Origin of the sequence: Psychrobacter sp. NPDC078631 (assembly GCF_050268165.1) — a bacterium.
Classification (GTDB): domain Bacteria; phylum Pseudomonadota; class Gammaproteobacteria; order Pseudomonadales; family Moraxellaceae; genus Psychrobacter.
This window is the reverse complement of sequence record NZ_JBNNGG010000003.1, coordinates 246,899-263,760: the sequence shown is the minus strand read 5'-3', so window position 1 is coordinate 263,760 and position 16,862 is coordinate 246,899. Positions and strand designations below refer to the sequence as shown.

Sequence of the window (16,862 nt, the reverse complement as noted above, 5' to 3'; positions counted from 1 at the left end):
GAATTTGTCTGGTTTGTTACGGTCATTTTCAACCTGCTGTCATTAGACATCATTATAACTGTTAAGGAAGCATTATGACCGACGCAACGATCAACACAGTCACCATCAGTAAAGCGGATATCCCAAGCGGTGGTATGAAATCATATAAGCAAGAAGACGATAGTATCATTTTAATCACTCGCGATGACGATGAGTTCCGTGCATTCGATGGTAAGTGCCCACATGCGGGTGCAGATTTGGGTAACGGATTACGTTGTGGCAATCGGGTAGTCTGTCCTTGGCATCATGCGACTTTTGATAGTCGCGACGGCTCACTATTAGAGCCGATAGCGACAAAAGGTTTGACCCAGTATGAGCTGACTCATGATGGTGATAATCTGACAGTCGATACCTCAGCTCAGGTAACGAGGCAGGTCGAAAATGACAAATTGACTGACACCCATACTATTATCGTTGGTGGGGGCGGTGCAGGATTTATGACAGCCGATCAGTTGCGTCAGGGTGGCTATGGTGGCAAGATTACTTTGATTAATAAAGAGGATAAGGCTCCTTACAACCGACCTTTATTATCTAAAGCGTTTTTGGCAGGCAAGGTGGACGAGAATAAGCTGCTATTGGGCGGTGCTGACTGGGCGGATAATAACAATATTGAGTTACGCCTCAACCAAACGGTTAGTGAAGTGCTACCCAATGAAGCGACCGTTGTCATCAAAGATGATGATAGCAACAGCGAGCGACAAACCGCAGACTTCTTGGTTGTCGCCACTGGTGCTAAACCAAACTTACCACTTATCAAAGGTGCTGAGATAGATGGCGTATATACGCTACGTAGTATGAGTGATGCCAAATTAATTAAAGCGGCCAGTCATGATCAGCGTGTGGTGATTATCGGTACAGGTTTTATCGGTATGGAAACCGCTTCGGCATTAGCACAAGCTGGTACAACAGCTTCTATTACAGTGATTGGTCAAGGTAGCCGCGTGATGGGCAATATTGTCTCTGAAACGGTAAGTAACGCCTTAATTAAGTTACATGAAGATAAGGGCATCAATTTTGTGTTTGACGCAACCGTCAATGAAATCACTAAGATTGACCGTCAAGTGGACAAGGATGGAGATAATAATAATCAGGCTTTCTCAAATGTAGGCGGTGTCACGCTGGCGAATGGCGAGCATATTGACGCTGATATTGTGATACTGGGTACTGGCGTGTCTCCACGCACAGAGATATTGAGCGAAGTTAACGATCCAGATGGTGTACAAGTCGATGCGCATCTACAGCTGCGCGATGGCGTCTACGCGCTAGGTGATATTGCTAAAGCTACCAACCAAATGGGTCGCATGCGTATTGAGCATTGGCGCGTAGCATTGCAGCATGGCATGGTCACGGCAGCTGCAATCCTAAATGATGACAGTGTTGACTCATTAGAGGCGCGTATTCCTTTCTTTTGGACCATGCAATATGGCAAGAGCCTACGCTATATCGGACATGCCGAGACACCAGATCATAATATCCTATTTGGTACGCCAGATACGCATGATTATATCGAATACTACTTCGATGATGAAGGCGAGGATACACGGGCTAGTGCAGCAAGTACGCTTGGACGTGATAAAGAGCTGGTTGCCTTCTCCGAGCTATTACGCCGTGGTCATGCACCGACGCGCGCGCAGCTTAATGCAGGGCTCGATATTATTGAGCAAGCCCATGCATTATCGCGCTAGTACTATCAAGCAATAAGTATTAGTATCTGGGGTATGTCATCAATTAGCACATGAACACATTTAGTGGTCTTAAAATGGCTAAATTTTGCTAAACATCGTCAGAAACCTTGCAAATATGTTCATATTGACGGCAATTTCTTCCTCGTTTATCTACAATTTTTCTCATTTTAAGCCGCACAATCTAATTAATGACATACCCTAGACTGGCTTAGTGATCTAAGTCAGTCTTTTTATAGTCAAATCCATATAAATCCGCTACATCGTTACCCTCATTAAGTATACTAATGTATAGCTTGCACTCGGTTTTCTTGTATCGAAATTATTTGAATGCAACTATCCATAGACGGAAAAGGAAAAATTATAATATGAGCGAAAATAATATAAATAACAGCAATATAAAAATAGACCACTTTAATAAAGAGTCGATATTTTTGCGTGAAGCGACATTAGATGATATTGGCGCACTTGAGCAGTTATTGAACTGCTGCTATCGTGAGACAGCAGGTTGGACCAATGAGGCCGATTTGATAGGTGGTATCAGGACCACATCAGCGGAGCTCGCTGCCGTAATCAATGACCCTAAGCACTATTATTTCGTTTATCCAAAAACCACAACAGGCCACCGTGGTGGAGAAGAAACGGGTGAGATACTTGGCTGTATCGCTGTCGATATCAAAACTGATGCTGCCTCGAATAAGAAAGCCTATATCGGCATGTTTGCGGTACATCCTGTGCTACAAGGGAAGGGTGTCGGCAACGTGATTTTACAAGCGGCTGAGACCTTTGCAGATCGCCACTTACAGTCACTGAGTCAGCCTAGCCGTCTGACCATGTCTATCTTAAGTCATCGTCCTGAGCTTTTGGCTTACTATCAGCGCCGTGGTTATCAGTTCAATGGTAATAAAATGCCGTTTCCAAACGATGGCAATAATGGCGAGCCAAAGCGTGATGATTTAGAGCTATTAGAACTAGAAAAAATCGTTAGCTAATCAAGTTGGCCTAGTAAAAAACACTAAAAAATATTCTATCTCGCTCAACCCCAAAAATGTCCAAAAGTCATAAATAGACCGATACTCAGCAGCATAAATGCTACAATAATCAAGCGCTTGAACCAGTTAAATGCTGGCAAGCGCGTGGCATTATCATCCGACATCAGATAAGCGAACAAAAACAATAGGCTTGCTGCCAGCGTCATTATCCCAAGCCCAATCGGTAATATAAATAAGTACACCTGCCACACAGTCATCTCTCAACGGTCAGTATTAAGCGCATCATAACAGCATCGGGATTGCGCTGTCAGTATGCCTTGCTTTAAATTTCTTAATGCAAATAATGATTAGAAAAATACAGTAGTCATCAGTGCGATATAAAAGTAATGAGCTATTTTTAGACCTACGAAGCTATATGCTTACGTAATGACTGACAATAAAAAAGGACGCTCAAAAGGCATCCTTTTTTATAATAGCTAAGACTAAGAGAAATGTTAAACAGTGAGTCTAGCGCATCGTCACAAACTCTTCTGAACCAGTTGGATGGATGGCAACGGTATTATCAAAGTCAGCTTTAGTCGCGCCCATTTTAATAGCGACTGCAAAGCCCTGAATCATCTCATCGACGCCAAAACCAATTCCATGCAAGCCAATAACTTTTTCATCATCGCCCAAGCATACTAGTTTCATGGTGCATTTTTGACGATGTTGAGTGACTGCGCTATACATATCGGTAAAGCTTGAGGTATAACACTTGATGTTTTCTTTGCCATAGCGTTCTACCGCGTCGATTTCAGACAGGCCAATCGTACCGATAGCCGGATGGGTAAAAATTACCGTCGGTATCAACGAGTAGTCCAAATGCTCATTAGGCTTATTGTTAAACAAACGCTCAGATAAGCGGCGACCAGCGGCAATCGCTACAGGCGTTAAATCTACGCTGTTTTCGATAATATCACCGACTGCATAAATACCATCGACATTGGTGTTTTGGAATTTATCGACTTTGATTTTACCCGTCTCGGTTGTCTCGACCCCTGTCACTTGCAGATTGATTCCATCAGTCGATGGCGCGCGACCAATGGCCCAAATCAAGCAGTCGACAGTATCGATACAGTCTTCACCGCCATCATTGGTGGTTAAATCGAGGCTATCATCGTCATTTTTATTGACTTCACTGATTAGGGTATTGGTGTGTAACTTAATACCGGCTTGTTCCATTTCTATCAGCAAAGTCTCTACGATAGTATGGTCAAACGTACGGAGTGGTGAATGTTTGCGTACATACAAATGCACTTCGGCACCCAGACTGTTTAACACGCCTGCGATCTCGACAGCGATATAGCCAGCGCCCACAATCGCCACGCGTTTTGGCAAATGATTCAACGCAAAAAAGCCGTCAGAGTCGATGCCGTATTCTGCGCCTTTGATATCTGGCTGAATAGGATGACCGCCCGTAGCAATCAAAATATGGTCAGCGGTAATCAGCTCGCCATTTACTTCTACGGTATTGGTATCGACAAATTTGGCAAAGCCTTTGATCACTTCTACGCCGTTTTTTGCCAAGTTATTGTCATAAGCGCGGTGAATGTTTTCGATATATTGTTGGCGGCTCTGTACCAGCTTTTGGAAGTCAAAACCTTTTAACTCAACATCAAAACCATAGTCTGGCGCATATTTATGGATGGCTTCAGCTACTTGCGCGCCATACCACATTACTTTTTTGGGAACACAGCCCAAATTCACACAAGTGCCGCCCAGTTGGTTGGCTTCGATAATGGCGCATTTTTTGCCATAGTTGGCTGCACGGTTGAGTGACGCGATGCCACCGCTACCGCCGCCAATAGAGATATAGTCATAATGTTTGGTCATAATACGGTCTCTTTATTAAGTTGTTATGGGTGCTGTTTCTGACTCTACTGTAATGGGTCTTATCATCCATCTTACAAGTTTTTTATGGTTAGCGTATGTTGAATCGCTAGAGTATCAACAGGGCTTGGTTAAGAAAAGCCCAACATCTGGATATTTAAATCCACTCAAACCCATTTATACAATAGGACGACGTCTATAAAATAATAGTCCCGGAATAGACAAGCCAAGCACCAATCCTGAGGTGACAAACAGCGCTTCAAACAAGTACACCATCATTTGGCTAAATAACTCGTCTGAAAAGCCAAAATAGCCAATCTGCACCATACTGACCATCGCCTTATAAGCAGCGATACCGGGCATCATACAAATGACGCTAGGCGAGATGAGCGCTTTGGGCGGCAGAGTATATTTCTTAGAAAAATACACACCCAAAAAGCTGGCAAGCATCGCCCCAAAAAAGCTAGCAACCACGATATGGATGTGTTGATAAACAAGGGCAGTCTTTAGTCCAAAGCCAAACGCGGTCATCAGCAAACACGGCAGGATGTAGCGTTTGGGTACGCTAAACATCAGCGTCCAACCAAGGGTGATGATACAAGACAGTATGACGGTTTTAATAAACCACATCTTAAAACCCCCAGTGCTGTATGCGAAGTAAAACCAATGCCATCACGATACCGACGCACGCGGATAAGGTAAGCATATAGGTAAAGACCGCACGCCCAACGCCAATATTGACATAGCCTTTTAAGATATCGGACAAAGAGTTAATCAATGGAAAGCTAGGCACCAATAGCAATACACTAGAGGCCACGGCAATATCGGCATTATTGCCAATATCAAAGTAGTAGGTCGTCGCGCCAATGAGCGAGGCAATAAAAGCGGTCACAATGACCGTGATAAAAGGGTTAAAGTGGTGCTTGGACAAATAAATACGAGTAAACATCGCCACCATACCCGCGATGAATGTCACCGCAGTAATCGACCAACTACCTCCATTCAGATAAGCAAACGCCGCACAAGAGGCACCAACAAATATACTTACTAGCCACGTTGGATATACGGTCTTATCCAACTCATCAAAAGCAAGGGTAGTGCGGTCAATCAAGTCATTGTGATCGACAGTGGCTTCGGTCTTGTTGACGATTTGCTGGATCTGTACCAATAAATTGACATTGATGCTCTGATTGATCGTATCTCTGGTGGTGGTAATACAGCGCTCGTCACAGATAGTCGTCAGGGTAATGGCGTTGAAGTTCAGCGAACATTCGACGCTGTTCATTCCCAAGGCAAGCCCCAAGCGTTTGGATAAGTCCACCACCACGGCAGACTCAGCGCCATACTGCATAAGGAGTAGTCCGCAGCGCACGCATAGTCGGGTAATGCGCTGCTGCTTTACGTAGCTGATAGAGGTCATGGTTGAGATACGCAGATTGGTTGGTATTGATACACTATTATAAAGGGTATAGGTGCTGATGCGCAGGCATTAACGGATATTATATTGGATGCTATTGTAAAATTTTTTGATAAGGAGCATAAAATGCATATCGCTATTTTGACGCTGACGTTTTCATTACCCGGCTGTAGTTCGCTAAAAGAGAAACGCCACCGTATGGGCGGCTTGCATGCGCGCTTTGGCAATACGCCAAGCGTCGCAGTTTGTGAGAGCGACGGCCGCGCGCGCCATGACGCGAGCGAATGGACGTTTGTGATCGTTGGACTATCTAAACGTGAGGTCGAGTCGCAATGTAGTCAAATTGAGGAAAAGCTAGAACGTACGGTAGATGCAAGGGTAATGAATGTTGAGAGGGAGTTTGTTTAGGTTAACTGGTTTTATATCTTAATTCTGAAAAATGTTTAACTTGTAGGTTGGGTGGAGCTTGCGACACCCAACCCTACGAAGAATTTAATGTTAACCTAGCTTAATATTGGATTGTTGGGATTCCTTCGTCAACCCAACCTACGAGCTAGAAGTCGGCATTGGCGTGACTAAAATTGGTAACTCTTCGGTCAGCTATCTAGTCGCGGTTTTCAATGCTGATGAAAATGATGTTGAGGCAACGGCGGTGGCGCAAGGTCGATTCGTCCATGTGTATGTCGATGCTGAAACGAGAAAGCCGACTGCTATCTCAGATAAAATGCGTTTAAGCTTGGAGAAATTGTTGGTGTAGGGAGGGTGGGTAGCTCATTGGTTGGCCGTTTATCTAAGTGGCTCAAATCAGCTAAAACCATACATAAATTTTAAGAGACATTGAAATTTTGAAAGCTAATTATAATGAGGGATAGGTTGGTACCGAGATATGAAATCCAAAAAATTAGTCGTAAAACTCAAGAATAGCAGAAGTTATAAGCTCTGCTTAAACTGTCTACTAAGTTTTCAACCTTCCGACAATAATCTGACTAATTTTGATTATTGCTGTAATGAGCACTACAATCAAAAAAAACTGTAAGAATAACTGCCATATATATGGCCATATGCTAAGTAGAACTGTTCTAAAAACTAAATAAAATATGCCAAGTTTTTCGCCTTCTCTATTAATATAAAAAGTCTTGCCATCTTTTTTGACTTTTGCCAGCTCTTCAGGATATAAACTAATTTCGTTTAGAATTTTTTGATCTATAAATGCTCCTAAGATTTCATATTCTATAGGTATTGCTACTTGTCCTTGTAGATCTATATAGCCAAACTTACCATTTTTTTTAACATGTGCAAGACCATTATCTTGCTCACTAAAGGACCGCGCTTCATCATATATAAATGGCACAATAATTTGGCCTGTCCTATCTGCATAGCCCCATTTATCTTCTTTTTTTAAAGCTATTAGCTCGTCACCAACGCCAGCAGGGTAGGCAGTGTCGTATTCTATAGGTATAACCAATTGCCCTTTAGGATTGATTATACCAATTTTATCGTTTAACCCAACGAGTGCTAAACCTCCTAAAAAATCCCAGCTTGTATCATATATTAGTGGTATTGCAACCTCTCCTTGCGTATTGATAAAGCCATAGTTATCTGCCTTTTCAACGACGGCAAAACTGTCTGAAAATGACCTTGCCGAATCATATTCAATAGGCACAAGCTGTTCACCTTTAAGATTAATAAAACCAAATTTTCCTTGTTGTTCTACCTTAGCAAAGCCATTTTTGAAAGAAGATGCGTGGTCAAAGTTGAGTGGTATAATGATTTGACCCTGTTTATTTGCAAAGCCGTATTTATTATTTTCGCCAAATACTTCACCTCGAACAACGACGACTAAGCCTTCAACAAAACCATTGTGATAGCACTCAAATAACTCTACTCTGGTATTTTCAGGTAGGCTATAGCCTTCGTCTATCAGACATTTTTTTGATATAGCATGACTGCTGTTGCTAACCAAAATTAAAGCCAAGCTCAAGACCATTAATTTAAAATTTGGTTTTATTCCACTAAAAATTTGCATTAAATCTTTTACCTTAAAAGCAAATTATTACTTATAAATTGTAATAGTCAGTTTAAAGTACTAATAGAACTTAAGCTAATTTTAAACACAAAAAAAGGCCACTCCCTAAAGAGTGGCCTTTCATCAATGATTATCTAACAAATACCAGTTATTAGTGACGACCTTGGCCTGCAGGCTTCTCAAACCCCTTTGCAGTCATACAGGCTTCTAGTTTTTTCATATCACTTTGGCTTGGACGACTTTCTTTAGACATTTTTACGCCAGCTCGTTGAGCACAATCATCCATCGCTTGTTTCATATCAGCAGACATCGCAGGTCTTTGATGATTGCGATCGCTTGTGCCATTTGATGTACCGCTTGACGCACAGGCGCTAACGCCAACAGTAGATGCCAAGATAATGAACAGTAATTTTTTCATAAAAAGTCCTTAAAGGTTTTAGGGTTGGTATAAGGGTGAGCAGTGTCAATTTGTACGTGCTATCACTTGCTACAAGGTTGTTAACCAGTTATTTCTATATCGTATGCGTCTACGCATCATATCTAACCCCTTAAAGATTAATACATTTAATGTTTAAATATCTTTAATAAATATTAAGAAAAGTAACGCAATGCACTATAGGTCTTGATATATATCAATCAAGACCTACAGTGTGCAGGCTAGACAATGCCTTATTCCACCCAATAAAAAGGCCACCCTATGAAGAGTAGCCTTTTATCAATCATGACTAATAGTATTAGCTGACTTCTTTCATGCCTTGCTCTAGCATTGGCTTTAAGAATATGCCCGTGTAGGATTCTTTGACTTCGGCTACTTGTTCAGGCGTGCCTTCAGCGATGATTAATCCGCCACCTTTACCGCCTTCAGGGCCCAGATCAATCACCCAGTCTGCGGTTTTGATAACATCCAAGTTATGCTCGATGACCACGATAGTATTACCTTTATCGCGTAGGGCATGCAGGATAGTGAGAAGTTTATCGATATCATGGAAATGCAAACCAGTGGTTGGCTCATCCAAGATATAGAGCGTCTGTCCCGTATCACGCTTGGCAAGCTCACGCGCCAGTTTGACACGTTGCGCTTCACCACCTGATAGCGTAGGCGCAGACTGACCTAAGCGAATATAGCCAAGACCCACATCCATCAAGGCTTGCAGACGACGATAGATCGCTGGTATCGCTGAGAAGAACTCAGTGGCATCTTCAACCGTCATATCGAGCACATCAGCGATACTCTTACCTTTATAGTGAATCTCTAAGGTTTCGCGGTTGTAGCGCTTTCCTTCACAGGTATCGCACGGCACATACATGTCGGGTAAGAAATGCATCTCAACTTTGATGAGACCATCGCCTTGGCACATCTCACAGCGTCCGCCTTTTACGTTGAAACTAAAGCGGCCAGGCTTGTAACCGCGGGCACGCGCTTCTTGTGTCTGGGCAAACATCTCACGCACAGGGGTAAACACACCCGTATAAGTCGCTGGGTTTGAACGCGGTGTACGACCGATTGGGCTTTGATCGATATCGACCATTTTGTCCAAATGCTCAAGACCGCTGATGCTTTCAAACTTATCGGCAATCAGCGTTGAGGCATTGTTTAACTGAGTCGCTGCCAATGGCATAAGGGTACGGTTAATCAAAGTTGATTTGCCTGAACCTGAGACACCCGTGATACAAGTCATGATACCAACAGGAATGGTCAAATCCACATCGTGCAAGTTATTGCCTGATGCGCCTTTTAGCTCAATCGTCATCGGAACTTTCTTAGGTTTGGCCTTACCTGTGACTTCGACGTCCATAGTCTTGGCAGTATGACGAACTTTTGGAATCTCGATTTTCTTCTTACCAGACATATATTGCCCAGTCAGCGATTCTTTGTTTGCCATGATGTCATCGACTGTACCTTGAGCGATGACATGGCCGCCATGTACGCCTGCACCGATACCGATATCGATAACGTGATCCGCTTGGCGAATCGCATCTTCATCATGTTCAACGACCAGTACCGTATTGCCCAAATCACGCAAGCGCGTTAGGGTTTTTAGCAGGCGATCGTTGTCACGCTGATGCAGACCGATGGATGGCTCATCAAGTACATACATGACGCCCATCAAACCTGCACCGATTTGGCTGGCCAGACGAATACGCTGCGCTTCACCGCCTGATAGTGTCTCGGCAGAGCGAGCAAGGGTTAAATAATCTAGTCCAACGCTGACGAGAAAGTTTAAGCGCTCATTAATCTCTTTAAAGATTTTTTCAGCTACTTCACCTTTATGACCGCCAATCTTTAGCGTTTTATAATAGTCGGCCGCATCACCGATAGACAGCTTGACGATTTGAGCGATGGTTTGGTCATCGACACGGACATTGCGTGAGATTTCATTCAGACGCGCGCCGTCACAGACGTTACAAGTGGTATCTGCCAGATATTTGGCTAACTCATCACGGACAAGGTTACTTTGCGTCTTGGCATAACGACGCTCTAGATAGGGAAGCACACCTTCAAATGGTACAGTCTTATTGGTCTTACGACCGCGCTCATCGGTAAAATTAAAGGTCAGTTTTTCTTTACCAGAGCCATGCATGATAAGGTCTTGCTGCTCTTTAGATAAATCCTGCCATGGCGCATCCATATCGATTTTGAAATACTTACAGACCGTGCTAAGCAAACCAAAATAGTACGCATGACGCTTGTCCCAACCATTGATTGCGCCTTGGTTAAGTGACTTCTCATGATGAGTAATCAGTTTTTCAGCGGCAAAATATTGACGTTTTCCGAGACCATCACAGCTTGGGCATGCACCATATGGGTTGTTAAAACTAAACATACGTGGCTCAAGCTCAGGCACTGCACGATCACAGACAGGGCATGAGTGCTTGGCTGACATGACTTGGTTTTCATCACCGCCTTCTTTTGGATTACCATCCATAAAGTGCAGCGTGACCAGTCCTTGACCCAAACGTAGCGCCGTCTCCAAGCTCTCAGCGACACGGTTGCCCAAGTCATCACGGACTTTAAAACGATCGACCACTACTTCGATGGTATGTTTTTTCTTCTTATCCAACGTCGGTAGCTCATCAGTGTCATAGACATCACCATCAACGCGCACACGGACAAAACCTTGTCCAATCAGCTGCTCAAGCAAGACAGTATGCTCGCCTTTACGCTCGCGAATGACGGGTGCCAAGATCATAATCTTAGTATCATCTGGCAATGCCATGACCTGATCGACCATCTCAGTGACCGACTGCGCAACCATTGGCTCACCGTGCTCAGGGCAATATGGCGTACCGATACGTGCATAGAGTAGACGCAGATAGTCATAAATTTCGGTAATCGTACCGACAGTCGAGCGTGGGTTATGGTTGGTTGATTTTTGCTCGATAGCAATCGCAGGGGATAGACCCTCGATACTATCGACATCAGGTTTTTCCATTTGTGAGAGGAACTGACGCGCGTAGGCCGATAAACTCTCGACATAACGACGTTGCCCTTCGGCATACAAGGTGTCAAATGCCAACGAAGATTTACCAGAGCCAGATAGGCCAGTAATTACCACGAATTTATCTCGTGGGATGTCTAAATCGATGTTTTTTAAATTATGAGTACGTGCGCCGCGTATTGCGATATGGTCATGTGCCATCGGTTACAGGTTTCCTATTTGCTAAAAGGGGATTGGGAAATATCTCAAGTTAAAAGTAAATATAGATCAGTAAAGTGGTTGGTTAAAACGTGAATAATTCTAAATTTATGATGTTGTTATAAGTAGTGTCGTTATAAAAGGTACATACATTGATAAGGTAAAAGTTATGCCAGCCTAGTTATTCGTTTTCTATTATTGTTTGGCTTTATGTTGCTTGTCGCTTCTATGACTGTTTTTTATAGGACTAATCAAATCTAAATCAAATCAGTGTTAAGTAACAGGCATCGTTTGTTATGGTTTTGACCAAAAATGTCATTTTATAGAAGCGTTCGTCGTTATATAGATATGATGAGTGAGCCATTAATTTTGCTGACAACGTTTTACTTTATTGTCATGGTGACAGCATTATTCAAGGTGTCACTGTGCATCTGATGCAGTTGGTAACAAAATAATCTCGTAATATGAATGGCTTGGGTTAAGGGCGCATACGTTACTGCACCAGTAAGACAAAAGTCTCGGCAACCAAACGGCGAATGTCTTATACTAGGGGGCTTGATTTATAGGCCAATGCCTTGATAAACCAGTAGTGATAAATCACGGTATGGCACAGTGTTAGTCATGAAAGATAGCAGTGAGCAACCAGCAATGATCAACCAGTGAGGCAAGTATGAATAGCGTAGAGAAACGGGCAATCCTCGGAGTCGGTGGCATCTTTGCCTTACGTATGATTGGCTTGTTTATGATTGTGCCGGTATTTTCTGTATACGGTGACAATTATGCACACGCGACGCCGTTTTTGATTGGGTTGGCCGTTGGTATTTATGGCTTAGGGCAGGCCATCTTTCAGATACCGATGAGTTTGGCTGCTGATAAATTTCCGCGTAAGCCTATTATTTTTCTAGGGTTGATACTGTTCGCTGTCGGCGGCATGATTGCAGCAAATGCGACTGATATTTACGAAGTGATTATTGGTCGGGCGCTGGCAGGTAGTGGTGCGGTCTCTGCTGTGCTTATGGCATTATTGGCTGATGTGACTCGTGAGGAAATGCGTACCAAGGCGATGGCCACGATGGGTCTGACGATTGCGACCTCTATTATGCTTGCGTTTGCCTTTGGTCCATTATTAGTCGGCTCGCTCGGTATCTCTGGGCTATTTTGGCTAACTTCAGGATTTGCTATTTTGGCGATGCTGCTATTGGTGGTGGTACCGACGCCTATGCGCGTGCTTAAGCATAATTTGGATAACAAAACCATTGGTCAACAGTTAGCCACTGTCCTCAAGATTGGCGATCTTAACCGCTTACATATCGGTATCTTTGCGCTACACCTAACGATGACGGCGATATTTGTGATATTGCCGCACCAGCTCAGTGACGTACTTGGCTTATCAGTACGTCAGCAAGGCATGGTGTATTTGCCACTATTGTTTATTGGCTTCGCCATCGCGATACCGTTTATTATCATCGCTGAAAAGAAACGCAAAATGCGTCAGGTGTTTTTGGGTGCAATCGCATTAATGACCGCCGCTTTAGCCATACTCGCGCTTGGTAGTCAGGTCGGTATTGGTATTATATTGGGCTTGCTGCTGTACTTTATGGGCTTTAACCTGCTTGAGGCGACGATTCCCTCATGGATATCTAAGCGTGCACCAGTCGCCAATAAAGCGACCGCGATGGGGCTTAACTCTTCTAGTCAGTTCTTTGGAGCATTTGTAGGCGGGGCAATGGGTGGTCTGTTATTAAGCCAGCCTAATTTGTTGGCGTGGGGCATACTGGCTATTATTATGGGTGCCGCATTGCTTATCATTATTCCCATTTCTCAGCCACCTTATCTATCGAGCACGACGGTTACTATTCCCAAAGACATCAATATCCAAGACTGGTCACGGCAAATGCTGGCAGTAGATGGTGTTGATGAGCTGGTCGTAATGGCAAAAGAGCAAGTCGCTTATTTGAAGTTAGATAAGACACAGTTGACGGATGATTCTCGTCAACAGCTATCGAGTTTGGCGCAAAGTCCGCTAGATATTTAATATGATATATAACAGCTTTAGACTTATGTTTTTATATAGAAATAAAGCCAAATAGCAAAAATTGCACAGACAGCAATCTCATAAACCACCAGTATCAATAAGTAGAAACTAACTATTTATCTCTATTTAAAAGGAATTAATATGAGTAAATTTAAGATGTTGTCTGGTAATGTCATTGAGGTTAAAAAGAAGGCGCATCGCTCAATAGCTAAGTTAACAGTAGGTCTTGGTTTATCAGCCATGCTGCTGACCTCTGGTTGTGCTACGCAAAATATTCAGGCGTATCAGAACACCACACCAACGCTCGACATGCATGAGTTTTTTTCGGGTCAAATCGATGGTTGGGGTATGTTCCAAGGTCGAAATGGCGAAGTCAAAAAGCGCTTTTATGTTGATATTGATGCAACCCATGAGGGAGATGGTGTCATTGTCCTAAACGAGAAGTTCTCGTGGGCAGATGGCACGAAATCGCAGCGTATATGGCGCCTGACTGAGCAGGCAGATGGTAGTTGGAAAGGTGTGGCAGGTGATGTCATTGGTGAGGCAACAGGGCAAGTGGTTGGCAATACGTTGCACTGGAATTACTTATTAGAGTTACCTGTCGAGGACAAAACCTATAAAGTGACGTTCGATGATTGGATGTATCTTATCAATGAAGATGTCATGCTCAATCGCTCAGTGATGAAAAAATTCGGCATAGAGCTGGGTAGCGTGACGTTAAGTATGCATCGTAAGCCTTCTGATGCGAACTAGAAATTTCTATATCACTTGATAACAAGTTAGGTGCTATGCAATATCGATAAAGGTAGATGGTGGTCTTCAGCGTCTTAAAATGGCAAAATAGCAGCATATTTATCTATTACCTATTACCTATTATTTATTAGACTCTACAATATCGACTAGTATATCAAGATAGAGTGTCTAAGCGACATAGACTGACGTGCACTATAGGTAGCCTATAGATATTCCGGTAAAAATTGGTTAAAGTAAAATTATACAATTGATAGTGCCAACTGACGCTATCAGATAACGATTAAAACAATTTATTAAACTATTCATAAGTAAAAGGACGGTATTATGCGCGGAGTCAATAAAGTTATCATCATCGGTAACCTCGGAGCAGATCCTGAGGCACGCCAATTTAGCAATGGCGGTAGCGTGACCAATATCTCGGTTGCGACATCAGAGCAGTGGACAGACAAGCAAAGCGGCGAAAAAAGAGAAGCGACAGAGTGGCATCGTATCGCACTTTTTAACCGTCTAGGTGAAATCGCAGCGCAATACCTGCGCAAAGGCAGCAAAGTCTATATCGAAGGTAGTTTGCGTACACGTAAATACCAAGACCAAAGTGGTCAAGACCGTTATATTACTGAGATTCGTGCTGAACAAATGCAGATGCTCGATGGTCAAACTGGCGGCGGTCAAAACCAAGGTCAAAGTGGCGGCTACGATAATCAAGGTAGTCAAAACAACCAGAACAACTTTGGTCAGCAAGCAAATAACCAGATGGCACATCAAGGCGGCTATAACCAACCAGCGGCTCAAGGTGGTCAGAACAGTTTTAACAATCAAGCGCCTGCTCAGCAAAACCAGTTCAATCAGCCAGCACAGAAACCTGCACAATCTAAGCCTACAGCAATGCCAGACGGCCCTGTAGATGATGATATTCCGTTCTAAGATATACCTTAGACTTTAATGTAAAAAAGCCCTGCAACTGCAGGGCTTTTTTAATGCTTGCTATAGTTGATTCAGTTTAAAAGAGATATAAGGCAACTGAGTGCAGATGTAACTGTGATACTTCAAGCGAGGTTAACGCTGTAGCTCTTTTATAGAGGATTAACTAAATCCAAAAATATAATTCAGTTGATACTTTTTAACGTAGCTAAACTAATTTTTTATTGAATAATTTTTAATTTATTTAATATGCTCTTAATACCTAAACGATTAAACTTAAGTTTATTTGGCATTGGTTTAATACTATTGGTTTTCACATTAGCTAGTATGCCTACTACCTTCTATACTCTATATTGACCGTTTGTACCAAAAAATAATTATGATTAGTGACGTTTAGTTTTAAAAATTGCTATACTAACTTTATATGGCGTATAGTTAATATATATTGATCGTTTTTAAATAAAATAAATTTCGATGATAATAGCCAAAGTTTTACTTGTTTCTTATTAATAAATCGAAAGCTATTTGGATAATAGATCTTTATATGAAATGGTTAACTTATTCAGAAAGTACCGTAGGAACGACATAGCAAGTTACAGAGCTAATGCAAAACTATCTCCAAGATTAGCAGTATTTGAGAGTATAGTGCATTGACTTACTACTCTATTATTTTAACAGTAGATTTTTGTCGAAATATCATTGCGAAATTCTAGCAGTAGTCAAAGTACTAGAATTTTGTTTTATTATTAGAAGATGCTTTCAAAGCTATAATAGCAATATATAAAGCATGGTGACTTATGTGTTTAGATTTATCTAAAACTAATTTTATTCAAAATGGATACAATGAGCATCTATCGCTATATATTTTCTATTTATAATGGATTGTTCGGGCTGTTATTAGAAATTAAATATTCTTTAGAATTAATTATATTTTATACATAGATTTAATGGCCAATGAACGATTTGTTCTCCGCATGTTTTCACGAAAAACAATACCTCAATAGAGGCCACACTCTTATTTTATAGTTGGATTTATTATGAGCAAAAATAACGCAATTGATTTAGAAAATTTGAACGTAGATGAGTTACGTGCTATCACTGAAAACGCTCAACAACTTATCGCCAAAAAACAACATCAACGTTTGTATGATGCCTATATGCAGTTCGAGCAGATTGCAGAAGATAGCAATGCAACGATCGAAGAGATACTGAAAGCTGGTGAAAAGTTAGAGAAAAAACGCAGTATTAAATATCGCAATACTGATGACCATAGTGAAACTTGGACTGGCCGTGGCCGTAAGCCAACGTGGTTAGTTGAAGCGCTAGCAGCAGGTCGTGATATCGAAGATTTTGCTATTTAATTAGCTGTTTTCCTATAAAGTTAATTTCTGTGAGCCAGCTTGAAGTTGCTATTTATAATGGTGTATTTACAACCATTTAGCGATAGATATAGCTGCTTTCGAGAAAATAAAAGCCAGTATCTTTACTGT

15 protein-coding genes are annotated in these 16,862 nt (G+C 42.2%); 8 read left to right on the top strand and 7 right to left on the bottom strand.

Going from position 1 to position 16,862, the window contains the following annotated elements; translation table 11 throughout:
* Positions 1 to 74 precede the first annotated feature (74 nt).
* Entirely contained in the window at positions 75 to 1,724 is a 1,650-nt protein-coding gene (locus ACQKCP_RS09880) for an FAD-dependent oxidoreductase (protein WP_427612207.1), read from the top strand.
* A gap of 365 nt (positions 1,725 to 2,089) precedes the next feature.
* Positions 2,090 to 2,713: a GNAT family N-acetyltransferase gene (locus ACQKCP_RS09875; RefSeq protein ID WP_427612206.1), complete on the top strand. Its 624-nt coding sequence runs from the start codon at positions 2,090 to 2,092 to the stop codon at positions 2,711 to 2,713.
* A gap of 44 nt (positions 2,714 to 2,757) precedes the next feature.
* Here the strand turns inward: ACQKCP_RS09875 and ACQKCP_RS09870 are convergent, their stop codons facing one another.
* The 4 genes from ACQKCP_RS09870 to ACQKCP_RS09855 form a co-directional block, all read right to left on the bottom strand.
* Positions 2,758 to 2,919 (bottom strand): hypothetical protein, encoded by a 162-nt coding sequence (locus ACQKCP_RS09870; protein WP_227511163.1) that lies wholly within the window; start codon positions 2,917 to 2,919, stop codon positions 2,758 to 2,760.
* Between the two features lie 301 nt (positions 2,920 to 3,220).
* Entirely contained in the window at positions 3,221 to 4,585 is a 1,365-nt protein-coding gene (gene gorA, locus ACQKCP_RS09865) for a glutathione-disulfide reductase (RefSeq protein WP_427612205.1), read from the bottom strand.
* A 174-nt stretch (positions 4,586 to 4,759) separates the two neighbouring features.
* The gene (locus ACQKCP_RS09860; RefSeq protein WP_101205820.1) at positions 4,760 to 5,212 is read right to left on the bottom strand and encodes a threonine/serine exporter family protein; all 453 of its coding nucleotides are present in this window, start codon (positions 5,210 to 5,212) and stop codon (positions 4,760 to 4,762) included.
* A 1-nt stretch (position 5,213) separates the two neighbouring features.
* Positions 5,214 to 6,002, bottom strand: a complete 789-nt coding sequence (locus ACQKCP_RS09855) for a threonine/serine ThrE exporter family protein (RefSeq protein ID WP_379543090.1) — start codon at positions 6,000 to 6,002, stop codon at positions 5,214 to 5,216.
* Between the two features lie 123 nt (positions 6,003 to 6,125).
* Here ACQKCP_RS09855 and ACQKCP_RS09850 point away from each other — a divergent pair, with 123 nt between their 5' ends.
* Positions 6,126 to 6,407 (top strand): DUF503 domain-containing protein, encoded by a 282-nt coding sequence (locus ACQKCP_RS09850; protein WP_427612204.1) that lies wholly within the window; start codon positions 6,126 to 6,128, stop codon positions 6,405 to 6,407.
* Positions 6,408 to 6,513: 106 nt separating this feature from the next.
* Positions 6,514 to 6,756 carry an acyl-CoA thioesterase gene (locus tag ACQKCP_RS09845; RefSeq protein ID WP_427612203.1) on the top strand — a complete coding sequence of 81 codons (243 nt, stop codon included), beginning with the start codon at positions 6,514 to 6,516 and terminating at the stop codon, positions 6,754 to 6,756.
* Between the two features lie 198 nt (positions 6,757 to 6,954).
* On the opposite strand, the gene ACQKCP_RS09840 is transcribed toward ACQKCP_RS09845, so the two are convergent.
* The 3 genes from ACQKCP_RS09840 to uvrA form a co-directional block, all read right to left on the bottom strand.
* Complete coding sequence (locus ACQKCP_RS09840; protein ID WP_427612202.1) at positions 6,955 to 8,025, bottom strand: WG repeat-containing protein; 1,071 nt, start codon at positions 8,023 to 8,025, stop codon at positions 6,955 to 6,957.
* A 151-nt stretch (positions 8,026 to 8,176) separates the two neighbouring features.
* Complete coding sequence (locus tag ACQKCP_RS09835) at positions 8,177 to 8,443, bottom strand: hypothetical protein (RefSeq protein WP_427612201.1); 267 nt, start codon at positions 8,441 to 8,443, stop codon at positions 8,177 to 8,179.
* Positions 8,444 to 8,759: 316 nt separating this feature from the next.
* Entirely contained in the window at positions 8,760 to 11,666 is a 2,907-nt protein-coding gene (gene uvrA, locus ACQKCP_RS09830) for an excinuclease ABC subunit UvrA (protein WP_427612200.1), read from the bottom strand.
* A gap of 667 nt (positions 11,667 to 12,333) precedes the next feature.
* On the opposite strand from uvrA, the gene ACQKCP_RS09825 reads away from it, so the two are divergent.
* The 4 genes from ACQKCP_RS09825 to ACQKCP_RS09810 all read left to right on the top strand — a co-directional run bounded on the left by ACQKCP_RS09825 (position 12,334) and on the right by ACQKCP_RS09810 (position 16,733).
* Positions 12,334 to 13,698, top strand: a complete 1,365-nt coding sequence (locus ACQKCP_RS09825; protein WP_427612199.1) for an MFS transporter — start codon at positions 12,334 to 12,336, stop codon at positions 13,696 to 13,698.
* 141 nt (positions 13,699 to 13,839) lie between these two features.
* Positions 13,840 to 14,451 carry a DUF3833 domain-containing protein gene (locus ACQKCP_RS09820; protein WP_427612198.1) on the top strand — a complete coding sequence of 204 codons (612 nt, stop codon included), beginning with the start codon at positions 13,840 to 13,842 and terminating at the stop codon, positions 14,449 to 14,451.
* A gap of 324 nt (positions 14,452 to 14,775) precedes the next feature.
* On the top strand, positions 14,776 to 15,375 hold the full coding sequence (gene ssb, locus ACQKCP_RS09815) for a single-stranded DNA-binding protein (protein ID WP_427612197.1): 600 nt from the start codon (positions 14,776 to 14,778) through the stop codon (positions 15,373 to 15,375).
* A 1,034-nt stretch (positions 15,376 to 16,409) separates the two neighbouring features.
* Entirely contained in the window at positions 16,410 to 16,733 is a 324-nt protein-coding gene (locus tag ACQKCP_RS09810) for an H-NS family nucleoid-associated regulatory protein (RefSeq protein ID WP_101204384.1), read from the top strand.
* The last annotated feature ends 129 nt before the right edge of the window (positions 16,734 to 16,862 follow it).